The 19,421-nt window shown below is 37.4% G+C and carries 17 protein-coding genes and 1 tRNA gene; 17 read left to right on the top strand and 1 reads right to left on the bottom strand.

Going from position 1 to position 19,421, the window contains the following annotated elements; genetic code table 11:
* The first annotated feature begins 102 nt into the window (after window positions 1-102).
* The 3 genes from PZ898_RS11995 (at window position 103) to PZ898_RS11985 (ending at window position 5,602) form a co-directional block, all read left to right on the top strand.
* Window positions 103-1,344 (top strand): TolC family protein, encoded by a 1,242-nt coding sequence (locus PZ898_RS11995; protein WP_277693433.1) that lies wholly within the window; start codon window positions 103-105, stop codon window positions 1,342-1,344.
* A 4-nt stretch (window positions 1,345-1,348) separates the two neighbouring features.
* Window positions 1,349-2,434: an efflux RND transporter periplasmic adaptor subunit gene (locus PZ898_RS11990; RefSeq protein ID WP_062675920.1), complete on the top strand. Its 1,086-nt coding sequence runs from the start codon at window positions 1,349-1,351 to the stop codon at window positions 2,432-2,434.
* A 69-nt stretch (window positions 2,435-2,503) separates the two neighbouring features.
* The gene (locus tag PZ898_RS11985; RefSeq protein ID WP_277693432.1) at window positions 2,504-5,602 is read left to right on the top strand and encodes a CusA/CzcA family heavy metal efflux RND transporter; all 3,099 of its coding nucleotides are present in this window, start codon (window positions 2,504-2,506) and stop codon (window positions 5,600-5,602) included.
* An 80-nt stretch (window positions 5,603-5,682) separates the two neighbouring features.
* Here PZ898_RS11985 and PZ898_RS11980 read toward each other — a convergent pair whose 3' ends face one another.
* Window positions 5,683-7,182, bottom strand: coding sequence for a DUF4394 domain-containing protein (locus tag PZ898_RS11980; protein ID WP_277693431.1), 1,500 nt, complete (start codon window positions 7,180-7,182; stop codon window positions 5,683-5,685).
* A 327-nt stretch (window positions 7,183-7,509) separates the two neighbouring features.
* On the opposite strand from PZ898_RS11980, the gene tuf reads away from it, so the two are divergent.
* From tuf to PZ898_RS11910, 14 genes are all read left to right on the top strand, one after another.
* Window positions 7,510-8,697: an elongation factor Tu gene (tuf, locus tag PZ898_RS11975; protein ID WP_062675815.1), complete on the top strand. Its 1,188-nt coding sequence runs from the start codon at window positions 7,510-7,512 to the stop codon at window positions 8,695-8,697.
* A 63-nt stretch (window positions 8,698-8,760) separates the two neighbouring features.
* Window positions 8,761-8,831 (top strand) — tRNA-Trp (locus PZ898_RS11970).
* A 12-nt stretch (window positions 8,832-8,843) separates the two neighbouring features.
* Window positions 8,844-9,050, top strand: coding sequence for a preprotein translocase subunit SecE (gene secE / locus PZ898_RS11965; RefSeq protein ID WP_002976410.1), 207 nt, complete (start codon window positions 8,844-8,846; stop codon window positions 9,048-9,050).
* Between the two features lie 19 nt (window positions 9,051-9,069).
* A complete protein-coding gene (nusG, locus tag PZ898_RS11960; RefSeq protein WP_002976412.1) occupies window positions 9,070-9,612 on the top strand; it encodes a transcription termination/antitermination protein NusG in 543 nt (180 codons plus the stop codon).
* Between the two features lie 494 nt (window positions 9,613-10,106).
* Window positions 10,107-10,727 carry a hypothetical protein gene (locus PZ898_RS11955; RefSeq protein WP_062675816.1) on the top strand — a complete coding sequence of 207 codons (621 nt, stop codon included), beginning with the start codon at window positions 10,107-10,109 and terminating at the stop codon, window positions 10,725-10,727.
* A gap of 13 nt (window positions 10,728-10,740) precedes the next feature.
* Window positions 10,741-11,388: a hypothetical protein gene (locus PZ898_RS11950; protein ID WP_062675817.1), complete on the top strand. Its 648-nt coding sequence runs from the start codon at window positions 10,741-10,743 to the stop codon at window positions 11,386-11,388.
* Window positions 11,389-11,395: 7 nt separating this feature from the next.
* On the top strand, window positions 11,396-12,064 hold the full coding sequence (locus PZ898_RS11945) for a hypothetical protein (protein ID WP_123279079.1): 669 nt from the start codon (window positions 11,396-11,398) through the stop codon (window positions 12,062-12,064).
* Between the two features lie 265 nt (window positions 12,065-12,329).
* Entirely contained in the window at window positions 12,330-12,773 is a 444-nt protein-coding gene (gene rplK, locus PZ898_RS11940) for a 50S ribosomal protein L11 (RefSeq protein ID WP_047435399.1), read from the top strand.
* 11 nt (window positions 12,774-12,784) lie between these two features.
* Entirely contained in the window at window positions 12,785-13,477 is a 693-nt protein-coding gene (gene rplA, locus PZ898_RS11935) for a 50S ribosomal protein L1 (protein ID WP_002976422.1), read from the top strand.
* A 17-nt stretch (window positions 13,478-13,494) separates the two neighbouring features.
* Complete coding sequence (gene rplJ, locus PZ898_RS11930) at window positions 13,495-14,082, top strand: 50S ribosomal protein L10 (RefSeq protein ID WP_062675819.1); 588 nt, start codon at window positions 13,495-13,497, stop codon at window positions 14,080-14,082.
* Between the two features lie 46 nt (window positions 14,083-14,128).
* Window positions 14,129-14,497 carry a 50S ribosomal protein L7/L12 gene (rplL, locus tag PZ898_RS11925; protein WP_062675820.1) on the top strand — a complete coding sequence of 123 codons (369 nt, stop codon included), beginning with the start codon at window positions 14,129-14,131 and terminating at the stop codon, window positions 14,495-14,497.
* Between the two features lie 273 nt (window positions 14,498-14,770).
* Entirely contained in the window at window positions 14,771-15,241 is a 471-nt protein-coding gene (locus tag PZ898_RS11920) for a hypothetical protein (protein ID WP_277693430.1), read from the top strand.
* A 129-nt stretch (window positions 15,242-15,370) separates the two neighbouring features.
* A complete protein-coding gene (locus PZ898_RS11915) occupies window positions 15,371-16,504 on the top strand; it encodes a hypothetical protein (RefSeq protein ID WP_123279080.1) in 1,134 nt (377 codons plus the stop codon).
* Window positions 16,505-16,538: 34 nt separating this feature from the next.
* Entirely contained in the window at window positions 16,539-19,133 is a 2,595-nt protein-coding gene (locus PZ898_RS11910; RefSeq protein ID WP_277693429.1) for a T9SS type A sorting domain-containing protein, read from the top strand.
* Window positions 19,134-19,421: the final 288 nt, after the last annotated feature.

Genomic DNA, 19,421 nt, shown 5'->3' with positions numbered 1-19,421 from the left:
TGCATAAACAGCTTGTTCAGGCCTATTTTAATATTTTTTTAAGCGTCATTTAAGTTTCTTTTAATAGCATCAAAGCAATTTTGTAATTTAAAAAGAAAAATAATGAACAGAATTGCAGTGCTGTGCCTAGCCGTTTCCTCATTCATGGCAGCACAACAGCAGATGTCTCTTTTGGATTGTGAAGAAGCTTTCCAGAAGAACAACCTCCAGCTGCTCGCCGAACAGTACAATATCAATATGGCTGATGCGGATATTCTGCAGGCTAAAATCTGGGAGTTACCTCAATTAAGCGGGCAGTTCAATGCTTATAATCCTCAGGACAAGAAGTTTTTTGATGTAGGACATTCTAAAGGAGCGGGTATTACTCAATTGATTTATATGGGGGGAAAAAAGAAAAACGAAATCGCTTTTGCCAAATCCAATAAAGAACTTGCTCAACTTCAGTTTTCACAATTGCTGGTAGATTTAAGATCTCAGCTCCGTTCTACCTATTTCAATCTTTATTATGAAAAACTAAAACTGGAGAATACCAACAGGCAGCTGGGGTATATGAATGATCTTTTAAATGCCTATCGTGTGCAGTCAGCAAAAGGAAATGTTTCCCTTAAAGACGCTGTAAGACTGCAGAGTATTGTGATCCAGCTGAATCATGATAAACTGGAGATCAATAAAAATATTCTTGATTTTGAACAGAATTTGAAAGTTCTGACAGGAGTTACTGAAGAAATAGAGCCTACGATGTCTGAAACCGAAGCTAAAGAAGCTCTGGTGGCACAGCCTTTCGGTGATGAAGAAGAACTGAAAAGCAAAGCCCTGGAAAATAATGCGGATTACCGATATAATTTGAAACTTATTGATAACAGTAAGTTGTATGCACAATGGCAGAAATCATTGAATGTACCGGATGTTACCGTAGGTGCTGCATGGGACCAGGCAGGCGGAACCTTCAATAACGAAGCGAATCTTACCTTGGGAATTCCTTTACCGCTATGGAAAGCCAATCAGGGAAATGTAGTGAAAGCAAACTATGCTATCCAGCAGAATCAGAAAAATGCAGACTTTCAAAAATTGACTTTGGAAACTAAAGTTCAATCTGCCTATAAAACCTGGAAAGCACAATATGACCAACTTCTGGATGTGAAAACGACTGACCTTCAGAATATGGAACTTGTTTACAACGGAATGCTGATCAATTTCAGAAAAGGAAATGTCAGCCTGATTGAATTTACAGACTTTATGGACAGTTACAGGGAGACAGCCCTTCAGATCTATGATATGAAAAATGAAATCATGCAGTCCGCAGAACAGCTTAATCAACTAGTACAAACGAAAATCTTCTATTAAAATGATGAAAACATATATTATTCCCGCATTGATGGTCCTTTCATTAATGGCCTGTTCCAAAAAAGAGGAAGAGAAAAATATTCACCCCAAAAAAGGGTTTGAGCTCAGTAATACCATGCTGAATTCTATTTCCCTGGCAAAAGTTGAAAAAAAGAATATAGAAGATGAATACAGCTTTTATGGAAAGATTTCTGCAGACAAAAACAGCTATATAGATGTATACCCATTGGTTGGAGGAAATGTGATGAGTGTCAATGTAGAATTGGGTGACTATGTGAAAAAAGGGCAGGTACTGGCAACCATCAGAAGTACTGAGCTTGCAGAAATTCAAAAGGATGTAAGTGATGCAAAAACAGATCTTGTAGTGGCAAAAAATAACCTCCGTGTTGCAAAAGAACTCTACGAAGGAAAGCTTAATACGGAAAGAGATGTCCTGGAAGCTAAAAGCCAGTTACAAAAAGCAGAAGATCAGTTGCAGAGAGCAGCGGCTGTAAGTACGGTTTATAATGTGAAGACCGGAAATATATACAGTGTTGTAGCACCTATCAGCGGTTATATTGTTCAGAAAAGTATCAATAAAGATATGCAGCTGAGAAGTGACAGAAGTGATAATATATTTGATGTGGCCAATACTACCAATGTATGGGCGATTATGAATGTCAATGAATCTGATATCGATAAGATTAGTCTTGGAATGAAAGCCCAGGTATCCACACTGTCTTATCCGGACAAAGTTTTTGATGGAAAAATTGATAAAATATTCAAAATTATTGATCCACAGACCAACGCCATGCAGGCAAGAGTAGTATTGGACAATGCCAACGGACTTTTAATCCCGGAAAGTAAAGCCACAATAAAAGTTTCCAGTCTGGAGAGCAACGCTACGCTTACCGTTCCATCAAAAGCTGTGATTTTTGATGATAATAAAAGCTTTGTGGTGATTTTTAAATCCAGAACAGATGTAAAGATCAGAGAAATCAAAGTGTTAAAGCAGGTTGGTGATGTTACTTATATTGCAGACGGTCTGAAAGAAGGAGAAGAAGTGATTACCAACAACCAGCTGCTGATATACCGCTCGCTGAACAGCTAGTCTTATTAAACCATTAAGAATGTTTGCATTTTTCTTTAACGGCTTTTTTAGGTCATCAATGTATCTATCATGAATAAATTCATAAAAAATATAATCGCTTTTTCATTAAAAAATAAAGCATTTACCTTTATCTGGGTAGCGATTTTAGCCATCTCCGGTTTTATCAGTTTCAAAAATATGCCTATTGAAGCTTTTCCGGATGTAACCAATACCCAGATTGTCATCATCACCCAATGGAATGGACGTAGTGCAGAAGAAGTAGAGCGTTTTGTCACGACACCCATTGAATTGGCGATGAGCCCGGTTCAGAAAAAAACAAGTGTAAGAAGTACCACCATGTTTGGGCTTTCTATTGTTAAAATTCTGTTTGACGACGGGGTGGACGATACTTTTGCCAGAAATCAGGTCAATAACCAGTTACGAACCATTAGCCTTCCTGATGAGGTAGATCCCGAAGTACAGCCACCCTACGGGCCAACCGGTGAAATTTTCAGATATACACTGGAAAGTAAAACAAAAGATTCCCGTGCATTGCTTACCCTGCAAAACTGGGTAATAGACCGTGCTCTAAGAGGTGTTCCCGGTGTGGCGGATATCAACGTTTTCGGAGGACAGGATAAAGTTTTTGAACTCAGTATTGATCCGAGAGCATTGGATAAATATAACCTGACTCCGCTTCAGGTATATGATGCCGTTACCAAGAGCAATCTGAATGTAGGAGGTGATGTGATTGAAAAAAATGGTCAGGCTTATGTGGTAAGAGGTATTGGTTTGGTAAAATCTGTTGCGGATATTGGAAATATTACCATTCAGAATGACAGTGGAAACCCTGTTTTGGTAAAAAATGTGGCGGAAGTTCATGAAAGCTCCATGCCTAGAGTGGGACAGGCTGCACTGAATCATCATGATGATACCGTGGAAGGAATCGTTGTGATGAGAAAAGGGGAGAATCCAAGAGAAGTACTGGTAGGAGTGAAGGCTAAGATTAAAGAGCTTAACGAAAAAGTACTTCCAAAAGATGTCAAAATGGTCACTTTCTATGACCGCGACAATCTGATGGACTTCACAACCCATACCGTAATGCATAATCTTATTGAAGGAATTGTTCTGGTAACGGTAATCGTTTTAATCTTCATGGCAGACTGGAGAACTACGCTGATTGTTTCCATCATCATTCCTCTGTCCTTGCTATTTGCTTTTTTATGTTTAAAACTGGCCGGGATGAGTGCTAATCTACTTTCGTTAGGTGCTGTAGACTTCGGGATTATCATAGATGGAGCCGTCGTCATGGTGGAAGGCCTTTTCGTAATGCTGGATCATAAAGCGCATAAGTATGGGACGGAGAAGTTTAATAAACTCGCCAAGGGAGGATGGATTAAGCAAACCGGAACAGGACTGGGAAAAGCCATCTTCTTTTCAAAATTAATCATCATTACTTCCTTGATTCCTATTTTCTCATTTCAGAAAGTAGAAGGAAAAATGTTTTCTCCTCTGGCATTTACATTAGGGTTTGCATTAATGGGAGCATTGATATTTACATTAACATTAGTTCCTGTTCTTTCCCATATTCTTTTAAATAAAAATGTAAGAGAAAAAAGCAACCCGTTTGTGAACTTCTGGGACAGAATCGTTTTGAAAGGCTTTAATTTAACATTCAGACATAAAAAGATGAGCATGATTGTAGCGATTTCCTTTCTGGCTGTTACACTGTTTTCGGGTAAATTCCTTGGAACAGAGTTCCTGCCTCAGTTGAATGAAGGTTCATTGTGGATCACAGCCGAAATGCCGATGAGCTCCTCATTAAAAGAATCTCTGAAAACAGCTGATCTTTTAAAGAAGGACATTATGAGCTTTTCAGAAGTGACAGATGTGCTTGCCCAGACGGGAAGAAGTAATGATGGAACAGATCCCAACGGATTCGGATTTGTACAGTTTGCGGTAAATCTTAAGCCAAGAGAAGAATGGAAGCGTAAAATTACTTATGATGAACTGATCAATGAAATAGATAAAAAGCTTAGAAGTTACCAGGGAATTACCTTCAACTATTCGCAACCGATTTCCGATAATGTAGCTGAAGCTGTGGCGGGTTTTAAAGCTGAAAATGGAATCAAGATCTATGGTGATAACCTGGAAACTCTGGATAAATTAGCCCATGAAGTCTTACTGAAAATTAAAGATGTGAAAGGCGTAAAAGATCCGGGAATTATTAAAAATATCGGACAACCGGAAGTGAGCGTGGTTCTGAATAGAGATAAGATGGCTGCTTATGGAGTAATGCCTGCGGATGCACAAGCTGTGCTGGAAATGGCATTTGGAGGAAAAACAGCCTCTGAAATGTTTGATGGGGAAAGAAAGTTCCCGATCCGTCTTCGGTATTCTCAGGAATACAGAACCAATGAAAATGACATTGCTGCTTTGATGGTTCCTACACAGGATGGAGCAAAGATTCCTTTAAAAGAAATAAGCACCATTGTTAAAGATAACGGAGCCGCATTTATTTACAGAGACAATATCAAGCGATACATCGGGGTTAAATTCTCCATCCGTGACCGGGATTTGGGAAGTACGATTGCGGATGCACAGAAAAAAGTAGAAACGATTGAACTTCCGGACGGTTATTCAATAGGATGGACAGGTCAGTTTGAAAACCAGCAGCGTGCCTCACACAGACTGGCGCAGGTAGTACCCGTGAGTATTCTGATGATTTTCTTCCTCTTGTTTATTCTGTTCGGCAATATGAAAGATTCTCTTCTGGTAATAGCGAACGTACCTTTTGCTTTGATTGGAGGAATCATCGCTTTACATGTTACCGGAATCAATTTTGGAATCTCTGCCGGAGTAGGAATGATTGCTCTCCTGGGAATTTGTATCCAGAACGGGGTAATCCTTATTACAGAATTCCACCAGAATGTTAAAGACGGAATGGATATCGATACCGCTATATTAAATGGAGTAAAATCCAGGACAAGGCCTGTCATTATGACAGCGCTTATGGCTTCCATCGGATTGATGCCGGCAGCCTTGTCTACAGGAATCGGATCGGAGTCTCAGAAACCTCTGGCCATTGTTATTATCGGAGGATTGATTACAGCTACAGTACTTACCCTGCTTATTTTTCCAATTATTTTCTGGATCTTTAACAGGACAAAAAAGCTCAGTCAGATTTAAATTATCTTTCATTTATATTAGTAAGAAGCGCGGAAAACAAAGTTTTCCGCGCTTCTCGATTATTGAAATAAAGAATGAGTTTAAAATCCTAATCCCAGCGTAAAAGCTTTTACACTATTGGGATAATCGGAAACAGAAGTGGCTGCTCCTGTCATTGTATTAATAGAATAAATTCTTGTAGATAAACCTACTGATGCTATTAAGTAAGCCTTTTGGCTCATACTTCCAATATCAAAACCATTAGCATTGGTAATGTTGATTCCTAAAGAACCTGTTTCGACTAAAGTTCCGTTATTGGGTGGATTTTGCTGATATAATTTATCAGTATTATGATCAATTACAAATAAGGTAGTTGAGGTAGCTCCGGCAAAGTTGTTGGTATAGGCCGCTGCACTTATCATTGGACTTCCCGGATTCAGTGTGAGATCTGCAGCAGCAATTGTTCCATCGTTAGGATTCAGGCGGAGATTTTGTCCTGTATTACTTACTACTCTTATTCTGTCAACTGTTGGATTGAAGTCAAATCCGAAATCCGTGCCCGAAAGCAAGGTAGAAAATGGAGATGCTCCCACAGCAGTAGCGGCACCTGTACCTAAGTTAATTGTATAGATTCTGCTTGAGCTTCCCAAAGCATACAATTGTCCGTTCGCAGGACGGAAATCTATTCCTAAAATACTCTCACCGCTTTGTAATCCGGCCACTGTTTTAGAAACAGGCACAGGATTGTTGGGATTGAAAATCTGGAGATTATTTGAATTGTCAATGGCATAAGCTACCGGTTCTGTAGGGATAGCCATATCGATTATTCCCTGCTGGAGTGATCCTATGGAAGTTGCTTTTCCATTATTCAGATCCAGAATATGCAGTTTGTCATTAAAAGCTAAAAGAGCAGTACTGTTATCGTATTTGATGTCAAAAGCTGCCTGTCCTGTAAAAGTAGTTCCAAGACTTCCAACCTCTACCAAAGTTCCATTGTTGGGAGGATCCTGTTTATATAATTTTCCCAGCATCGGATCAATATCATATAAAATAGTAGTAGCAGCGCCTGCTTTACTGTTGGTATAGGCTAATCCTGTTATGGAAGGACTTCCTGTTCCATTAATAGTAATATCAGTAGCAGCAACAGCTCCGGTTTCCGGATGTAAACGCAGATTTTGTCCCGAATTACTCACCAGACGAATTCTGTCAACTGTAGGATTGAAATCAATAGAAGCTATTGTTCCGGAGATCATAGGCGTAAATGCTGTTGAGCTTACTGTTCTTGCTGAAGCATTGGAGGTATTGATGATATATAATTTGCTTGCATTGGATAAAGCATACAATTCACCTGTTGCAGGTCTGAAGTCTATACTTAATAATTTTTCTCCTGAGGCGACACCGGTTACGGTTGTTTTTGAAGTAAAAATTTTGGGATTGCTGGCATTAAAATAAACAAGCTCGTTCATTGCCGTTATTCCATATACCATAAGATCCGGGCCTTGAGGTATATTTTCTGACATACTGTTTTCATCGGAATGATCGCATGAAAATAATGTTGTAATAGCAAACAAGGCTAAATACATGTGTAATAGTTTTCTCATAATATTAATTTTAGTTGTTATCTTTATATGTACGAGAAAAAACTGCACTAGGATTTATGGATACGGGTAATGATCAATATTTTTTTTTGTCTGTATATCCTGTTCATAATTAACGAGATAGTTTATATTTTAAATAAAACGTTTCTAAGGATTTTTTCTATTCGGAAAAATGTGTAAATTTGCAGTCTCAATACGTTAAATATAAGGTTTGTCCTTCACTGGATGAGAATATTGAAAGTTTTTTTAATAAAAAGTTTTTGGTATTTAAAAATTCATTATATTTGCACACCGAAAATTTGAAAAACAATAAATAAATAATTTTAAATCATGGCAAAGGAAACGTTTAATCGTAACAAACCACACTTGAACATTGGTACTATTGGTCACGTTGACCATGGTAAAACTACACTTACTGCAGCTATCAGTAGTGTATTAGCTAACAAAGGTCTTGCTGAGAAAAAAGACTTCTCTGCTATTGACTCTGCTCCAGAAGAAAAAGAAAGAGGTATCACTATTAATACAGCTCACATCGAGTACGAAACTGAAAACAGACACTATGCACACGTTGACTGTCCAGGTCACGCCGACTATGTTAAGAACATGGTAACTGGTGCTGCTCAGATGGATGGAGCGATCTTAGTATGTGCTGCAACTGATGGACCAATGCCTCAAACTAGAGAGCACATCCTGCTTTGCCGTCAGGTAAATGTACCAAGAATCGTTGTTTTCATGAACAAAGTTGATATGGTGGATGATGCTGAGCTTTTAGAGCTTGTTGAACTTGAACTTAGAGATTTATTATCTACTTACGAATATGACGGAGATAACTCTCCAGTGATCCAAGGATCTGCTCTTGGTGCTCTTAACGGAGACGAGAAGTGGGTTAAGACTGTTGAAGAATTAATGGAAGCAGTTGATACATGGATTGAGCAGCCTGTTAGAGATCAAGATAAAGCATTCTTAATGCCAATCGAAGACGTATTCTCTATTACAGGTAGAGGTACTGTAGCAACTGGTAGAATCGAGGCTGGTGTTATCAACACTGGTGATCCAGTTGATATCGTAGGTATGGGTGATGAAAAATTAACTTCTACTATTACAGGGGTTGAGATGTTCAGAAAAATCCTAGACAGAGGTGAAGCTGGTGATAACGTAGGTCTATTGTTGAGAGGTATTGAAAAAACTGACATCAAGAGAGGTATGGTTATCGCTAAGAAAGATTCAGTTAAGCCACACAAAAAATTCAAAGCTGAGGTTTATATCCTTTCTAAAGAAGAAGGTGGACGTCACACTCCATTCCACAACAAGTACCGTCCTCAGTTCTACGTAAGAACTACTGACGTTACAGGTGAGATCTTCTTACCAGAAGGTGTAGAAATGGTAATGCCTGGTGATAACTTAACAATCACTGTTGAATTACTTCAGCCAATCGCTCTTAACGAGGGTCTTAGATTCGCGATCAGAGAAGGTGGTAGAACAGTAGGTGCAGGTCAGGTAACTGAAATCATCGACTAATCCACATCTAAAACAATATAAAAAGCTTCCGTAAGGAACACTCTTTACGGAGCTTTTTTAACTACGGGCATCGTCCAATGGTAGGATACCGGTCTCCAAAACCGTTGATCAGGGTTCGAATCCTTGTGCCCGTGCAAATATAAATTATGAGTTCATTTGTCGATTTTTTAAAAGGTTCTTATAACGAATTCAGACATAAAGTTGAATGGCCAAAATGGGCTGACCTTCAGTCTTCTACAATTGTAGTGACTATTGCGACAGTTATTCTGGCTTTATTTACCTTTGGAGTTGATGAATTGTTTTCAAAAGCAATCAGCAACATAATAGGAATGCTAATCAACTTGTTCAATTAATAATTAAGTATTTTCCATAATGAGCGAATTGAAATGGTATGTGCTGAAAGCAATCAGCGGACAGGAAAATAAAGTGAAAAACTATATTGAGACAGAAATCAAACGTCTAGGGTTTGAACAGTACGTTACTCAAGTGGTTATTCCTATGGAAAAGGTAATCCAAATTAGAAACGGTAAAAAAGTTCCTAAAGAGAGGCCTTACTATCCTGGATACTTGATGATTGAAGCTGACCTGATGGGAGAGATTCCTCACGTTATTAAAAATATCCCTGGAGTTATTTCTTTCTTAAGTTTAACAAAAGGAGGTGATCCTGTTCCAATGAGAAAATCAGAGGTGAACAGAATGCTTGGAAGAATGGATGAACTTTCAGAATTTGCAAGCGATGTTGAAATTCCTTATGTAGTAGGTGAAAACGTTAAAGTAATCGATGGACCTTTCAATGGATTCAATGGTACAGTTGAGAAGATTCTTGAAGACAAAAAGAAAATTGAAGTTTCTGTATTGATCTTCGGTAGAAAAACTCCAATGGAATTAAGCTACATGCAAGTAGAAAAAGTATAATACATTACTTATAAAATATAAAAAGACTGCTTTAAAGCGGTCTTTTTTTATATATATTCTTTTCAAATTTTTTTTGGTGATGAATTGCTTATTATTTAGTAATTCTGTAATCCTATTAATTCATAATGAAATATTGGAACTTAGTTTTTATATTTTTTCCCTATTGTTAGAGTTTTTTTAAGTTTATTTATATTATTTTGTTGATTCTCAAATTTCGCAACTCTGTGGGTTACTTCTATAGTGTACTTTGCTTTAATTTAATTATCACCATTCAGTGATCATATTTTCTTTTTAAGCATTGAGTTTTTTTTAATTGCTTATTTCACCTTCAGATGGCATACTTCTTGCAACCAAGCTGTTAGCTAATCCATAAAATTTTATATTTTTTATTTCATGCACTGGTAACAGAGGTATGGGTAATTTATGTTATTAAATAAATATAAAATTCGGATCAGTTATTCAAAACACAAGCTTTTATATAAACACATAACCCAATGACAAAAATTATTTCGATGATCACTCTGGTGGGTACATCTGTGCTCATAAGTGCGCAGGTTGGTATCAATACTACGACACCGGAAAAGGAACTTACCGTGAATGGTACTATGAAGACATCAGGAATTGTTTTCAAGCAACCTCTGGAAAAATTGAAAGCGGACGAGAATTACACTTTCATTATTAAGTCTCCGGCTCCGGAAAACAAAATTACAGCGTACAATGATTCTTTTGTACCTAATTCACCGGCACCTATTAATCTTATTCAGTTCAAAATTACCTGTGATCCTACAGATAAGGATTGGGTGAATCAATTTGACACAAAGATCAATTCCAGTAAGTTTTTGGTGGTAATCTCTTCCTTTGGATTTACACAGCCTACAAGAACGTATTCTGCAGATTGGCTTACACCAATGCCTCAGATTTTTGCCTACTCTTCAGGAGGAACATGGAAGCTTAAGGCAGATTACCAGGGATTCGCCCCTGATAATTCTTTTCCTACAGGTGTCTGGACACTGAACTTATTGGTGTTTGACAGATCGTATGCTAAAGATTTTAATTCAACACAAAGCCTTAGTGGGGCAGCTACTGGTGCTGCAACAGCTCCATTAATTCAATAAAAACATAAACTCTATGAAAAAAATTATTGCGATACTCTTCACGGGTTTTGCTGCTTTAAGCATAAATGCACAAGTAGGAATCAATACTGCAACACCTAAAGGAACTTTGGATGTTGAAGGGGAAACATTAGTAGAATCCTATTTAATAGATACTGAAAATACAAAGGCAGGCGGAAATTATCTTCTTCTTACCCGATCAAAAGATTCTTCGCCGGTAGGTAAGGTAAAGCTGCTGGATATATCGCTCCGTAATGTAGCACCTGTAAATATGTATAATGTTGTATTGAAAAATGTGAGACAGGATGAAGTTGTGAATCTCAATACAGGATTAGATGCAAGTAAATATGTGGTGGCTATTACAGGTGCTGTTTTTACTGGAGCGGTTTCGGCAGCGAATACCACCACCAGCCCAAAATCGTACGGTTCCTATGCCACTGAAATTACACAGGTAACCAGTGGAGGTAAAAAATACCATGCTATTAATTTAGCTTTTAAAGGAGCAGGAACTGTTTCCTCCATCAATGGAACCTGGACACTTACCTTAAATGTCTTTGAAAAATCATTAGTGAAAGACTGGGGAACTTTTAACGGTTCTGTTTCTGCATCTGCTTCACCGGGATATTCTGGAGTATCAACCAATACGCCTTTAGGGCTTCAATAAAAAAACTATGAAAAGAAAAATTTATATCACAATAATCATGTGCCTTGGGATATTTTTGAATGCCCAAAAAGGAAAAGTAGGGGTGAATACAGCTAATCCTACAGAAACACTTGATGTTAACGGAAAGACCTATACGAATTCTTTGTACTTGAGAAATCCGGGAGAGCCTACCATGACAGGAGGTAGCTTTTTAGCAACTTCTCAGAATGCTTTACAGTTGTATGATCCGGCTCTGGAAAGCAGCGGACTGTTCAATTACCTTAAGCTTACTCTTACTGGTGTACCTGGGACAGGAATTACAGATTATGATACTAAAATTGATGCCACCAACTTTTTGGTTATACTTCACAACTACTCATTTAAGCTGAATGATGGAAATACCAGCGTAATGCTTGATTACGGAGATAATGGTGTGAATGACAATAAACAGGGCTCACCGGATGTAGTAGCCTTCAAAAGTAACGGAACATGGCATATAAGAGCAAGATTTACGGATAGCAGAATGATTGCAACCAATACAAGTACACCATCAAGAACTTATAACAACTTTACGGTTGACCTTTACCTGATGGCCTATAGAAGATTGATTGAAAAACAAAATATTAACGACATCAATGATGATCTTGGAGGAAATGACGGTTCTACAAAAACAATTAATAAACCTTCCGGTTTTTAATCAATCTTTCCTTTTAAAAATAAAAAACGGTTATTTAATGCAAATAACCGTTTTTATTTTTCTGGCTGTATTTTAAATTATACAATAATGGGTAATGATTTTTTTTTCTAAAACTTTTTAAAAATCAGCAATTTCCGTTTGCTATTTCAAAAATATTTTATACTTTTGCAGTCCAAAAAGTAGGTTTATTGTTATGTGAGTGCATAACCTACTGAATAATAAATGCTTCCAAACTCATTAATTATTCAAATTTAAAAAACAAACAATGGCTAAGAAAGTCTTTAAAATGGTAAAGCTTCAGGTGAAAGGTGGCGCAGCTAACCCTTCTCCACCAGTAGGTCCAGCATTGGGTTCTGCAGGTGTGAACATCATGGAGTTTTGTAAGCAATTTAACGGAAGAACCCAAGATAAGCCAGGGCAAGTTTTACCTGTAGTAATTACAGTATACGAAGACAAATCTTTTGAATTCGTTATTAAAACTCCACCTGCAGCGATCCAGTTAATGGATGCCGCTAAGATCAAGGGAGGTTCTGGTGAACCAAACAGAAACAAAGTAGGTTCTGTAACTTGGGAACAAGTAAAGAAAATCGCTGAAGATAAAATGGCGGATCTTAACTGTTTTACAATGGATTCTGCTCTTTCTATGGTTGCAGGTACTGCCAGATCTATGGGATTAAGAGTAACAGGAACAAAACCAACTAACGCTTAAAACTTAAAGAAATGGCAAAATTAACTAAAAAGCAAAAGGAAGCTTTAAGCAAAGTAGAAAAAGGAAGAATCTATAACCTTGAAGAAGGTTCAGCTCTTGTAAAAGAAGTGAACACTACAAAGTTTGATGCTTCAGTAGATATCGCTGTAAGATTAGGTGTAGACCCAAGAAAAGCAAACCAAATGGTAAGAGGTGTTGTATCTCTTCCTCACGGTACTGGTAAAGATGTTAAAGTATTAGCTCTTGTAACTCCAGATAAAGAAGCAGAAGCTAAAGCTGCTGGTGCTGACTATGTAGGTCTTGACGAATATTTACAAAAAATCAAAGAAGGTTGGACAGATGTTGACGTAATCGTTACAATGCCAGCTGTAATGGGTAAATTAGGTCCATTAGGTAGAGTATTAGGTCCAAGAGGTTTAATGCCAAACCCTAAATCAGGAACTGTAACAATGGAAATTGGTAAAGCAGTAACTGAAGTTAAAGCAGGTAAAATTGATTTCAAAGTAGACAAGTATGGTATTATCCATGCTGGTATTGGTAAAGTATCTTTCGATGCTGCTAAGATCAAAGAAAATGCTCAGGAATTAATCCAGACATTGATCAAAATGAAACCAACTGCTGCTAAAGGAACTTATGTGAAGAGCATCTATTTGTCTTCTACAATGAGCCCAGGTATTGCAATTGATACTAAATCTGTTAACTAATAATAATCCTTAAGACAATGACAAAAGACCAAAAAGTTGTAGCAATACAAGAGATCAAAGATTTGCTTCAGGATGCAAAAGTAGTATACGTAGCAGATTTAGAAGGTTTGAACGCTGGTAAATCTTCAGATTTCAGAAGACAAGCTTTCAAACAAAATATCAAAGTGAAAGTTGTAAAAAATACACTTTTACAAAAAGCAATGGAGCAGATTGAAGGAGTAGATTACTCTGAAATGTTCCCATCTTTCAAAGGAAACTCAGCGTTAATGATTGCTGAAACAGCAAACGCTCCTGCGAAATTGATCCAAGGATTCAGAAAGAAAGAAGAAAAGCCAGCTTTAAAGTCTGCTTTTGTTCAAGAAACTTTCTACGTTGGTGACAATAACCTAGATATGTTGGCTAACATCAAGTCTAGAGAAGAAATGATCGGTGAAATCATCGGATTACTTCAGTCTCCAATCCAGAGAGTTGTTTCTGCTCTTCAAAACAAATCTGAAACTGTAGAAGCTCAAGCTGAAGAAGCTGCTCCTGTAGTAGAAGAAACTCCTGCTGCTGAAGCTCCAGAAGCTGCTGCAGAAAGCACTGAAGAAACAAGTGCTGAATAATTACACTCAAAAAATTAAATAAATAATCAACAAAAACATTACAACAATGTCAGATTTAAAAAATTTAGCTGAAACGCTAGTAAACCTAACTGTAAAAGACGTAAACGAATTAGCTGCTATCCTTAAGGATGAGTACGGAATTGAGCCAGCTGCTGCTGCTGTAGTTGTTGCTGCAGGTGGTGCAGGTGATGCTGCTGAAGAAAAGACTGAATTCGACGTAATTCTTAAGTCTGCAGGTGCTTCTAAATTAGCTATCGTTAAATTAGTAAAAGATTTAACTGGTGCTGGTCTTAAAGAAGCTAAAGATATCGTAGACGGAGCTCCTGCTGCAATTAAGCAAGGTGTTTCTAAAGACGAAGCTGAAGCTCTTAAGAAGCAATTAGAAGAAGCTGGTGCTGAAGTAGAATTGAAATAATTTCAATTGTATTATAAATATAGAAGCCCGGGCATTTGCCTGGGCTTTTTTTTATATGTAAGTAATTGTAAATGTGATTCTTATTTTGTAACAGTATTTCAATATTTTTATTTCTGATTTTAATATATCTTTTTACGGTTGAATATTATTTAATAATTAACATAATATTTTAATAGTATTTTTAATATTGGTTATTTTGTGTGAATTTTTATTAATAAAATATTGTTTTGGTTGAAAAAATATTATATTTGTATCGAAAAAAACACAATATAATTGGATAGAAATTATTTTCTTTCCTACGGCCATAAGATTGCACTTTTGTTGCTTCTGGCAGCTGTAGGAAAATTAAACACTAAGTTGATATCTGTAATGAGAACAAAACCTGAGTTATCATATCGTACAGATATTAAAAATCATCTGCAGGATTACTTAGCCGATGTTTCTGTTCATCTGTGCTCTGAAACCAAAAATGACGGGCCTGTTTCCGAATGTCTCTCTGCTCATCAAAAGGAAACTCATATATTTTATGATGAAGATTCTCAGTCTAAACTCCCTATCTTTAATACTACAAAACTTGTAGCCATATCAAATAAATGGAGCTATTCGTATCAGCAATATACGGAGGACGTTTGCCCAATATTTAAAGGCATTAAAAAGTTCTACAGCAATTCCATAAAACTGGTTGACGGTTTTAAATTTATCATCAAAATTCCTGATAAACCAGTTCTTTCCCTTATTCCATAACATTCCTTACAATTTTAAGCACCTTCTTACAGCATAAGCTGTTATTTCATTTATGATTTAGATGAGAATGCCTGAGAATTGCCCTTTAAAAAAAACACATTTACATAAAAACAGCAAACATCATTAGAAATGAAAAACAAATTATTAACCATCGCTCTGTTATCACTAAGTTTTCCAACATTCGCTCAGGTAGGGATTAATATTAACCAACCACAGGCAACTTTTGATATCGTAGGATCACCTTCTAATCCGGGCAAACTTGACGGTGTGATTGCCCCAAGACTTACAGGAATACAATTGAAAGCTAAAAACTATACTGCAGCCCAAACCGGAGCAATAGTATATGTTACAGCAGCTGAGACTGCACCTACAGGACAAACTGTGGATGTTGTTTCATCGGGCTACTATTATTTTGACGGTTCAAAATGGAGCAGCTTAAGCGGTAGCTGGCGGCTAGTAGGGAATACTGGCACAACAGCAAGTACTGCAAACTTAGGAACTGACATCACTGCTGGAAATTATCTGGGAACAAATGACGGTCAGAACTTGGTTTTAGCAACCCAGAAAAACGTAAAAGGAATTCTGGATATTAACGGAACCTTGCAGGGAGGAAATTCTAATTCTGCATCAGGTCCTTATGCTTCATTAACATGGGGATCAAACAATACCCTTACCAACAGTACTTCCTCAAATATTGCACTGGGAAAAGATAATACCGTTTCTGCACAGGGAAATTTTCCGGCTGTAGCTATTGGATTAAACAATGCCGCAAACAATGGAGCTAAAGTAATAGGAAATAATAATACAGCAACAGGCGCTAATAACCTTGTCTTTGGAAATCTGAATACAGTAACAGGACTCACAGGGCTGACCATCGGAAATAATCACAATAACAATGGTGGGATTGCCATTGGGAGCGGAAATACCACTTCATTAAACAATATAGCTGTTGGCTCAGCAAATACAGCGACAGGGACTGAAGCTTTTGCTATAGGATTTTCAGCTCAAGCTGCTGCGGGACAAATGGTGTATGCCAATAAGCAACATGTTTTCTTCAATAAAGGAAACGGAACAGATACCATACTGGGAATTAATATGGCTCCTACAGCGGCTACTTCTACAGGGGCCGCCCTTCAGATGAAAGGAATTGCTTCCGGCGCCAATGCGGTATGTACAGCAGCGGAAGAAGGTGCAATCCGATATAATACAACCGCTAAAGTTCATGAAGGCTGTAACGGTTCCAACTGGAAGGCGCTTTACTAACTCAATAAAAACACAAACCTTAAAAAAATAAAAAATGACCAGAAAATTATTCGAAAAGTTAGCTGTGCTGCTCATGACATTGATGATGTCTGCAGGAGTTTGGGCACAGCAGGGCTATGAACCAATCCGTGGGATGGGTGTAGAAGCAAAACCTGTCAACAATTCAGGGATATGTCTTGCCTGTTATAACGGAAGTATGAATCCCGTCGTGGATGCCAGCCTTGATAATAATGTAAGTATGGGTAATTTCGCTTCTCTTTTAAGTGGAAACGGAATCTCCGTAAAGAATAAAAATACAACTTATCCTGCGGGATATATTACCGGTTTCAATGTAGATATTGGAACAAGTTTTATCACGATAGATCTTTTGAGTTCTTTAAGAATCAGTACTTATAAAAATGGGATTCTTCAGGAAACAACTACCAGCAGTACGCTTTTGTCAGTACCTGCATTCGGAGGAAGTAAAAACAGAATATTTCTTCATTTTAAAACTTCAAAAGAATTTGATGAAGTAAGATTATATCAGACCAATGCTCTTTCTATATTCAGTGCAATGAATGTATATTATGCATTTGCATTTGATTCTGCAAAAGTACCTACGGATAACAATGGTATTTGTGATGATATCATTGCGGGAAGCGGTGTGGATGGAAATGTATCCGGAAGCAGCAGTTTTCTTGCTCCGCTTTCCTATGTTCAGAATAAAGAAAAAATAGGTGATGGGAACAAAAATTCTTATGGATCAATTGTTCTGCCAGTGGGATTATTGGGTTCTTATTCAGTAGGCGTTTTAGACAAAAATCAGACCTACCCGGCAGGAAACAGAACAGGTTTTGTAATAGAACCGGATGATCAGGGTAAACTGTTAAGTGCAGAGTTTTTAAAAAATATTACCATAGAAACTTATCTTTTTGGACAGCTTCAGGATTCAAAACAGTTGTCCGACGGAGGAGGCTTGATTAATATCAAAGTATTAGGTTATGGCTCAGGAAAACAAAAGGTTACCTTGACTACTACTAAACCTTTCAATGAAGTAAGGTTAAAAGTTACTCAAACCCTAGGATTTAATTTAGGAGCCCTGAAAGTATATTATGCATTCGAAGAACCTGTTACTTGTGATTGTGATGATAAAATCCAGACCAGTGGTTCTGCTGTACCGGGAAATCTAGTTGCAGGTACTCCATGGACTTCCGGACCAGGATTCCTCGGTCTTATTTTAGCTAAAATGACCAGTCCCGAAGCGATTGTAGATAATAATCCTTCCAATTATGCTACGGCTACTGTTCCGGCTGCCTCTATTTTCAGTCTTTTCTCAGCGTTTGCTACGGTAGGAACTAATGCAGTGCTTCCTGCCAATACAATGGCTGGATTTACTGTAGAAAAAGCAGGTAATCTTCTTGGAGTAAGTGTTCTGGAAAATATCACTGTGACATTGTACAACGGAAATATCTTGACAGATACTTTTACGAGTTCAGGAAGTCTTATCAGTGGAAATTTCTTCACAACGGATTCTAATAAATTTTATGTTGGAGGGAAATCAACAAAACCTTTTAACCGTATTAAAATCACTTTCAACAGCGGAACGGCTATTCGTATTCCTCAAAACTATTATATCTACAATGCTTTTGCAAGCAGAGATGATGATAATGATGGAGTTCCGAACTGTTTTGATCAATGCCAGGGAGGAGATGACAGCATAGATAATAACGGAAACGGGATTCCTGACTGTGCGGAAGGATGTACAGCCGTAAATGACAAATCTCCTGCACTCGATACAGATGGTGACGGAATTGTAGATGCCTGTGATCTGGATTCTGATAATGACGGAATTCCGGATGCAGTAGAAGATTTTGATAAAAACGGCAAGTTCCAGGATGATGATAATGAAGGAGATATTCTGCTGACGCCGGTATTGGGAGATTCTGTTCCTAATTATCTTGATCTTGATTCTGATAATGATGGTATCCTGGATTTATTTGAGTCTGGAATTCCGACCTCAGTCATCAATCAGATTGATTCTGATCATAACGGTATTATTGATGCAAATGTTTCGGTAGGTAAAAACGGAATTGCAGATATTCTGGAAACTTCCCCTGATTCAGGCATATTGAAATATCCACTTAAAAATACAGACGGAGATGATAAACCGGACTTTCTGGATATTACTTCCAATGGTTCAGATCCTGACCTTTATCAGATCGGAAAAGCAAACCTTGATACATTAGGAGGAGGTTTTATCTCAATAATTAATGATAAAGAAAAAGATGGGATTCAGGCTGTTGTAGATACAGATCTTGTAAAAAGAGGATCTCCGGATTCCCCACTTTCACCTTATGCTTCATTATTGAAAAATGCATCCAATACGGCAAAAATTACCTCCGCAGAAATTATCGATGCAGTGAATGATGTAAAAGTATATCCGAATCCTGTAAAAGCAGGAGAAAATCTTAGAATTATATCAGGAGAGGAAGGTGTATATACTTTGTTTTCTGCACAAGGACAGGTTGTTAAGACAGATCGTTTTAATGCTCATACAGGTATTGATACTTCTTCACTTCCTACAGGAGTGTATATTATTAAAATAGAAACTAAATCAAAAATAAAATCTTATAAGGTTATTGTGAAATAATCATAGGATTAGCTTGTGTTGTGGAGGGGTTGCTCATATTTGGGCAGCCTCTCTTGTTTTAAGAGTCTCAAAATGAGAGGTTTTATTTGTTATTGTGGATAACTTTTTGTATCTTTGCCCCTCTTTTGGCGCGAAAAATTGTTTGTAAATTTATAAAATACTGAAAATCAACTCTTTCATTGTGTAAAACATGGAAGGGATTTCGTGTATATAAATACTGCGGTAATACTGCCTCAAAAGTAATAAAAATATTTTGCATTACGCTGTGAAAAGATATACCAGTGTTGC

Origin of the sequence: Chryseobacterium sp. WX (assembly GCF_029542485.1) — a bacterium.
Classification (GTDB): domain Bacteria; phylum Bacteroidota; class Bacteroidia; order Flavobacteriales; family Weeksellaceae; genus Chryseobacterium; species Chryseobacterium cucumeris.
The sequence above is the reverse complement of the archived record's forward strand: the minus strand, read 5'-3'. Positions and strand labels throughout refer to the sequence as shown.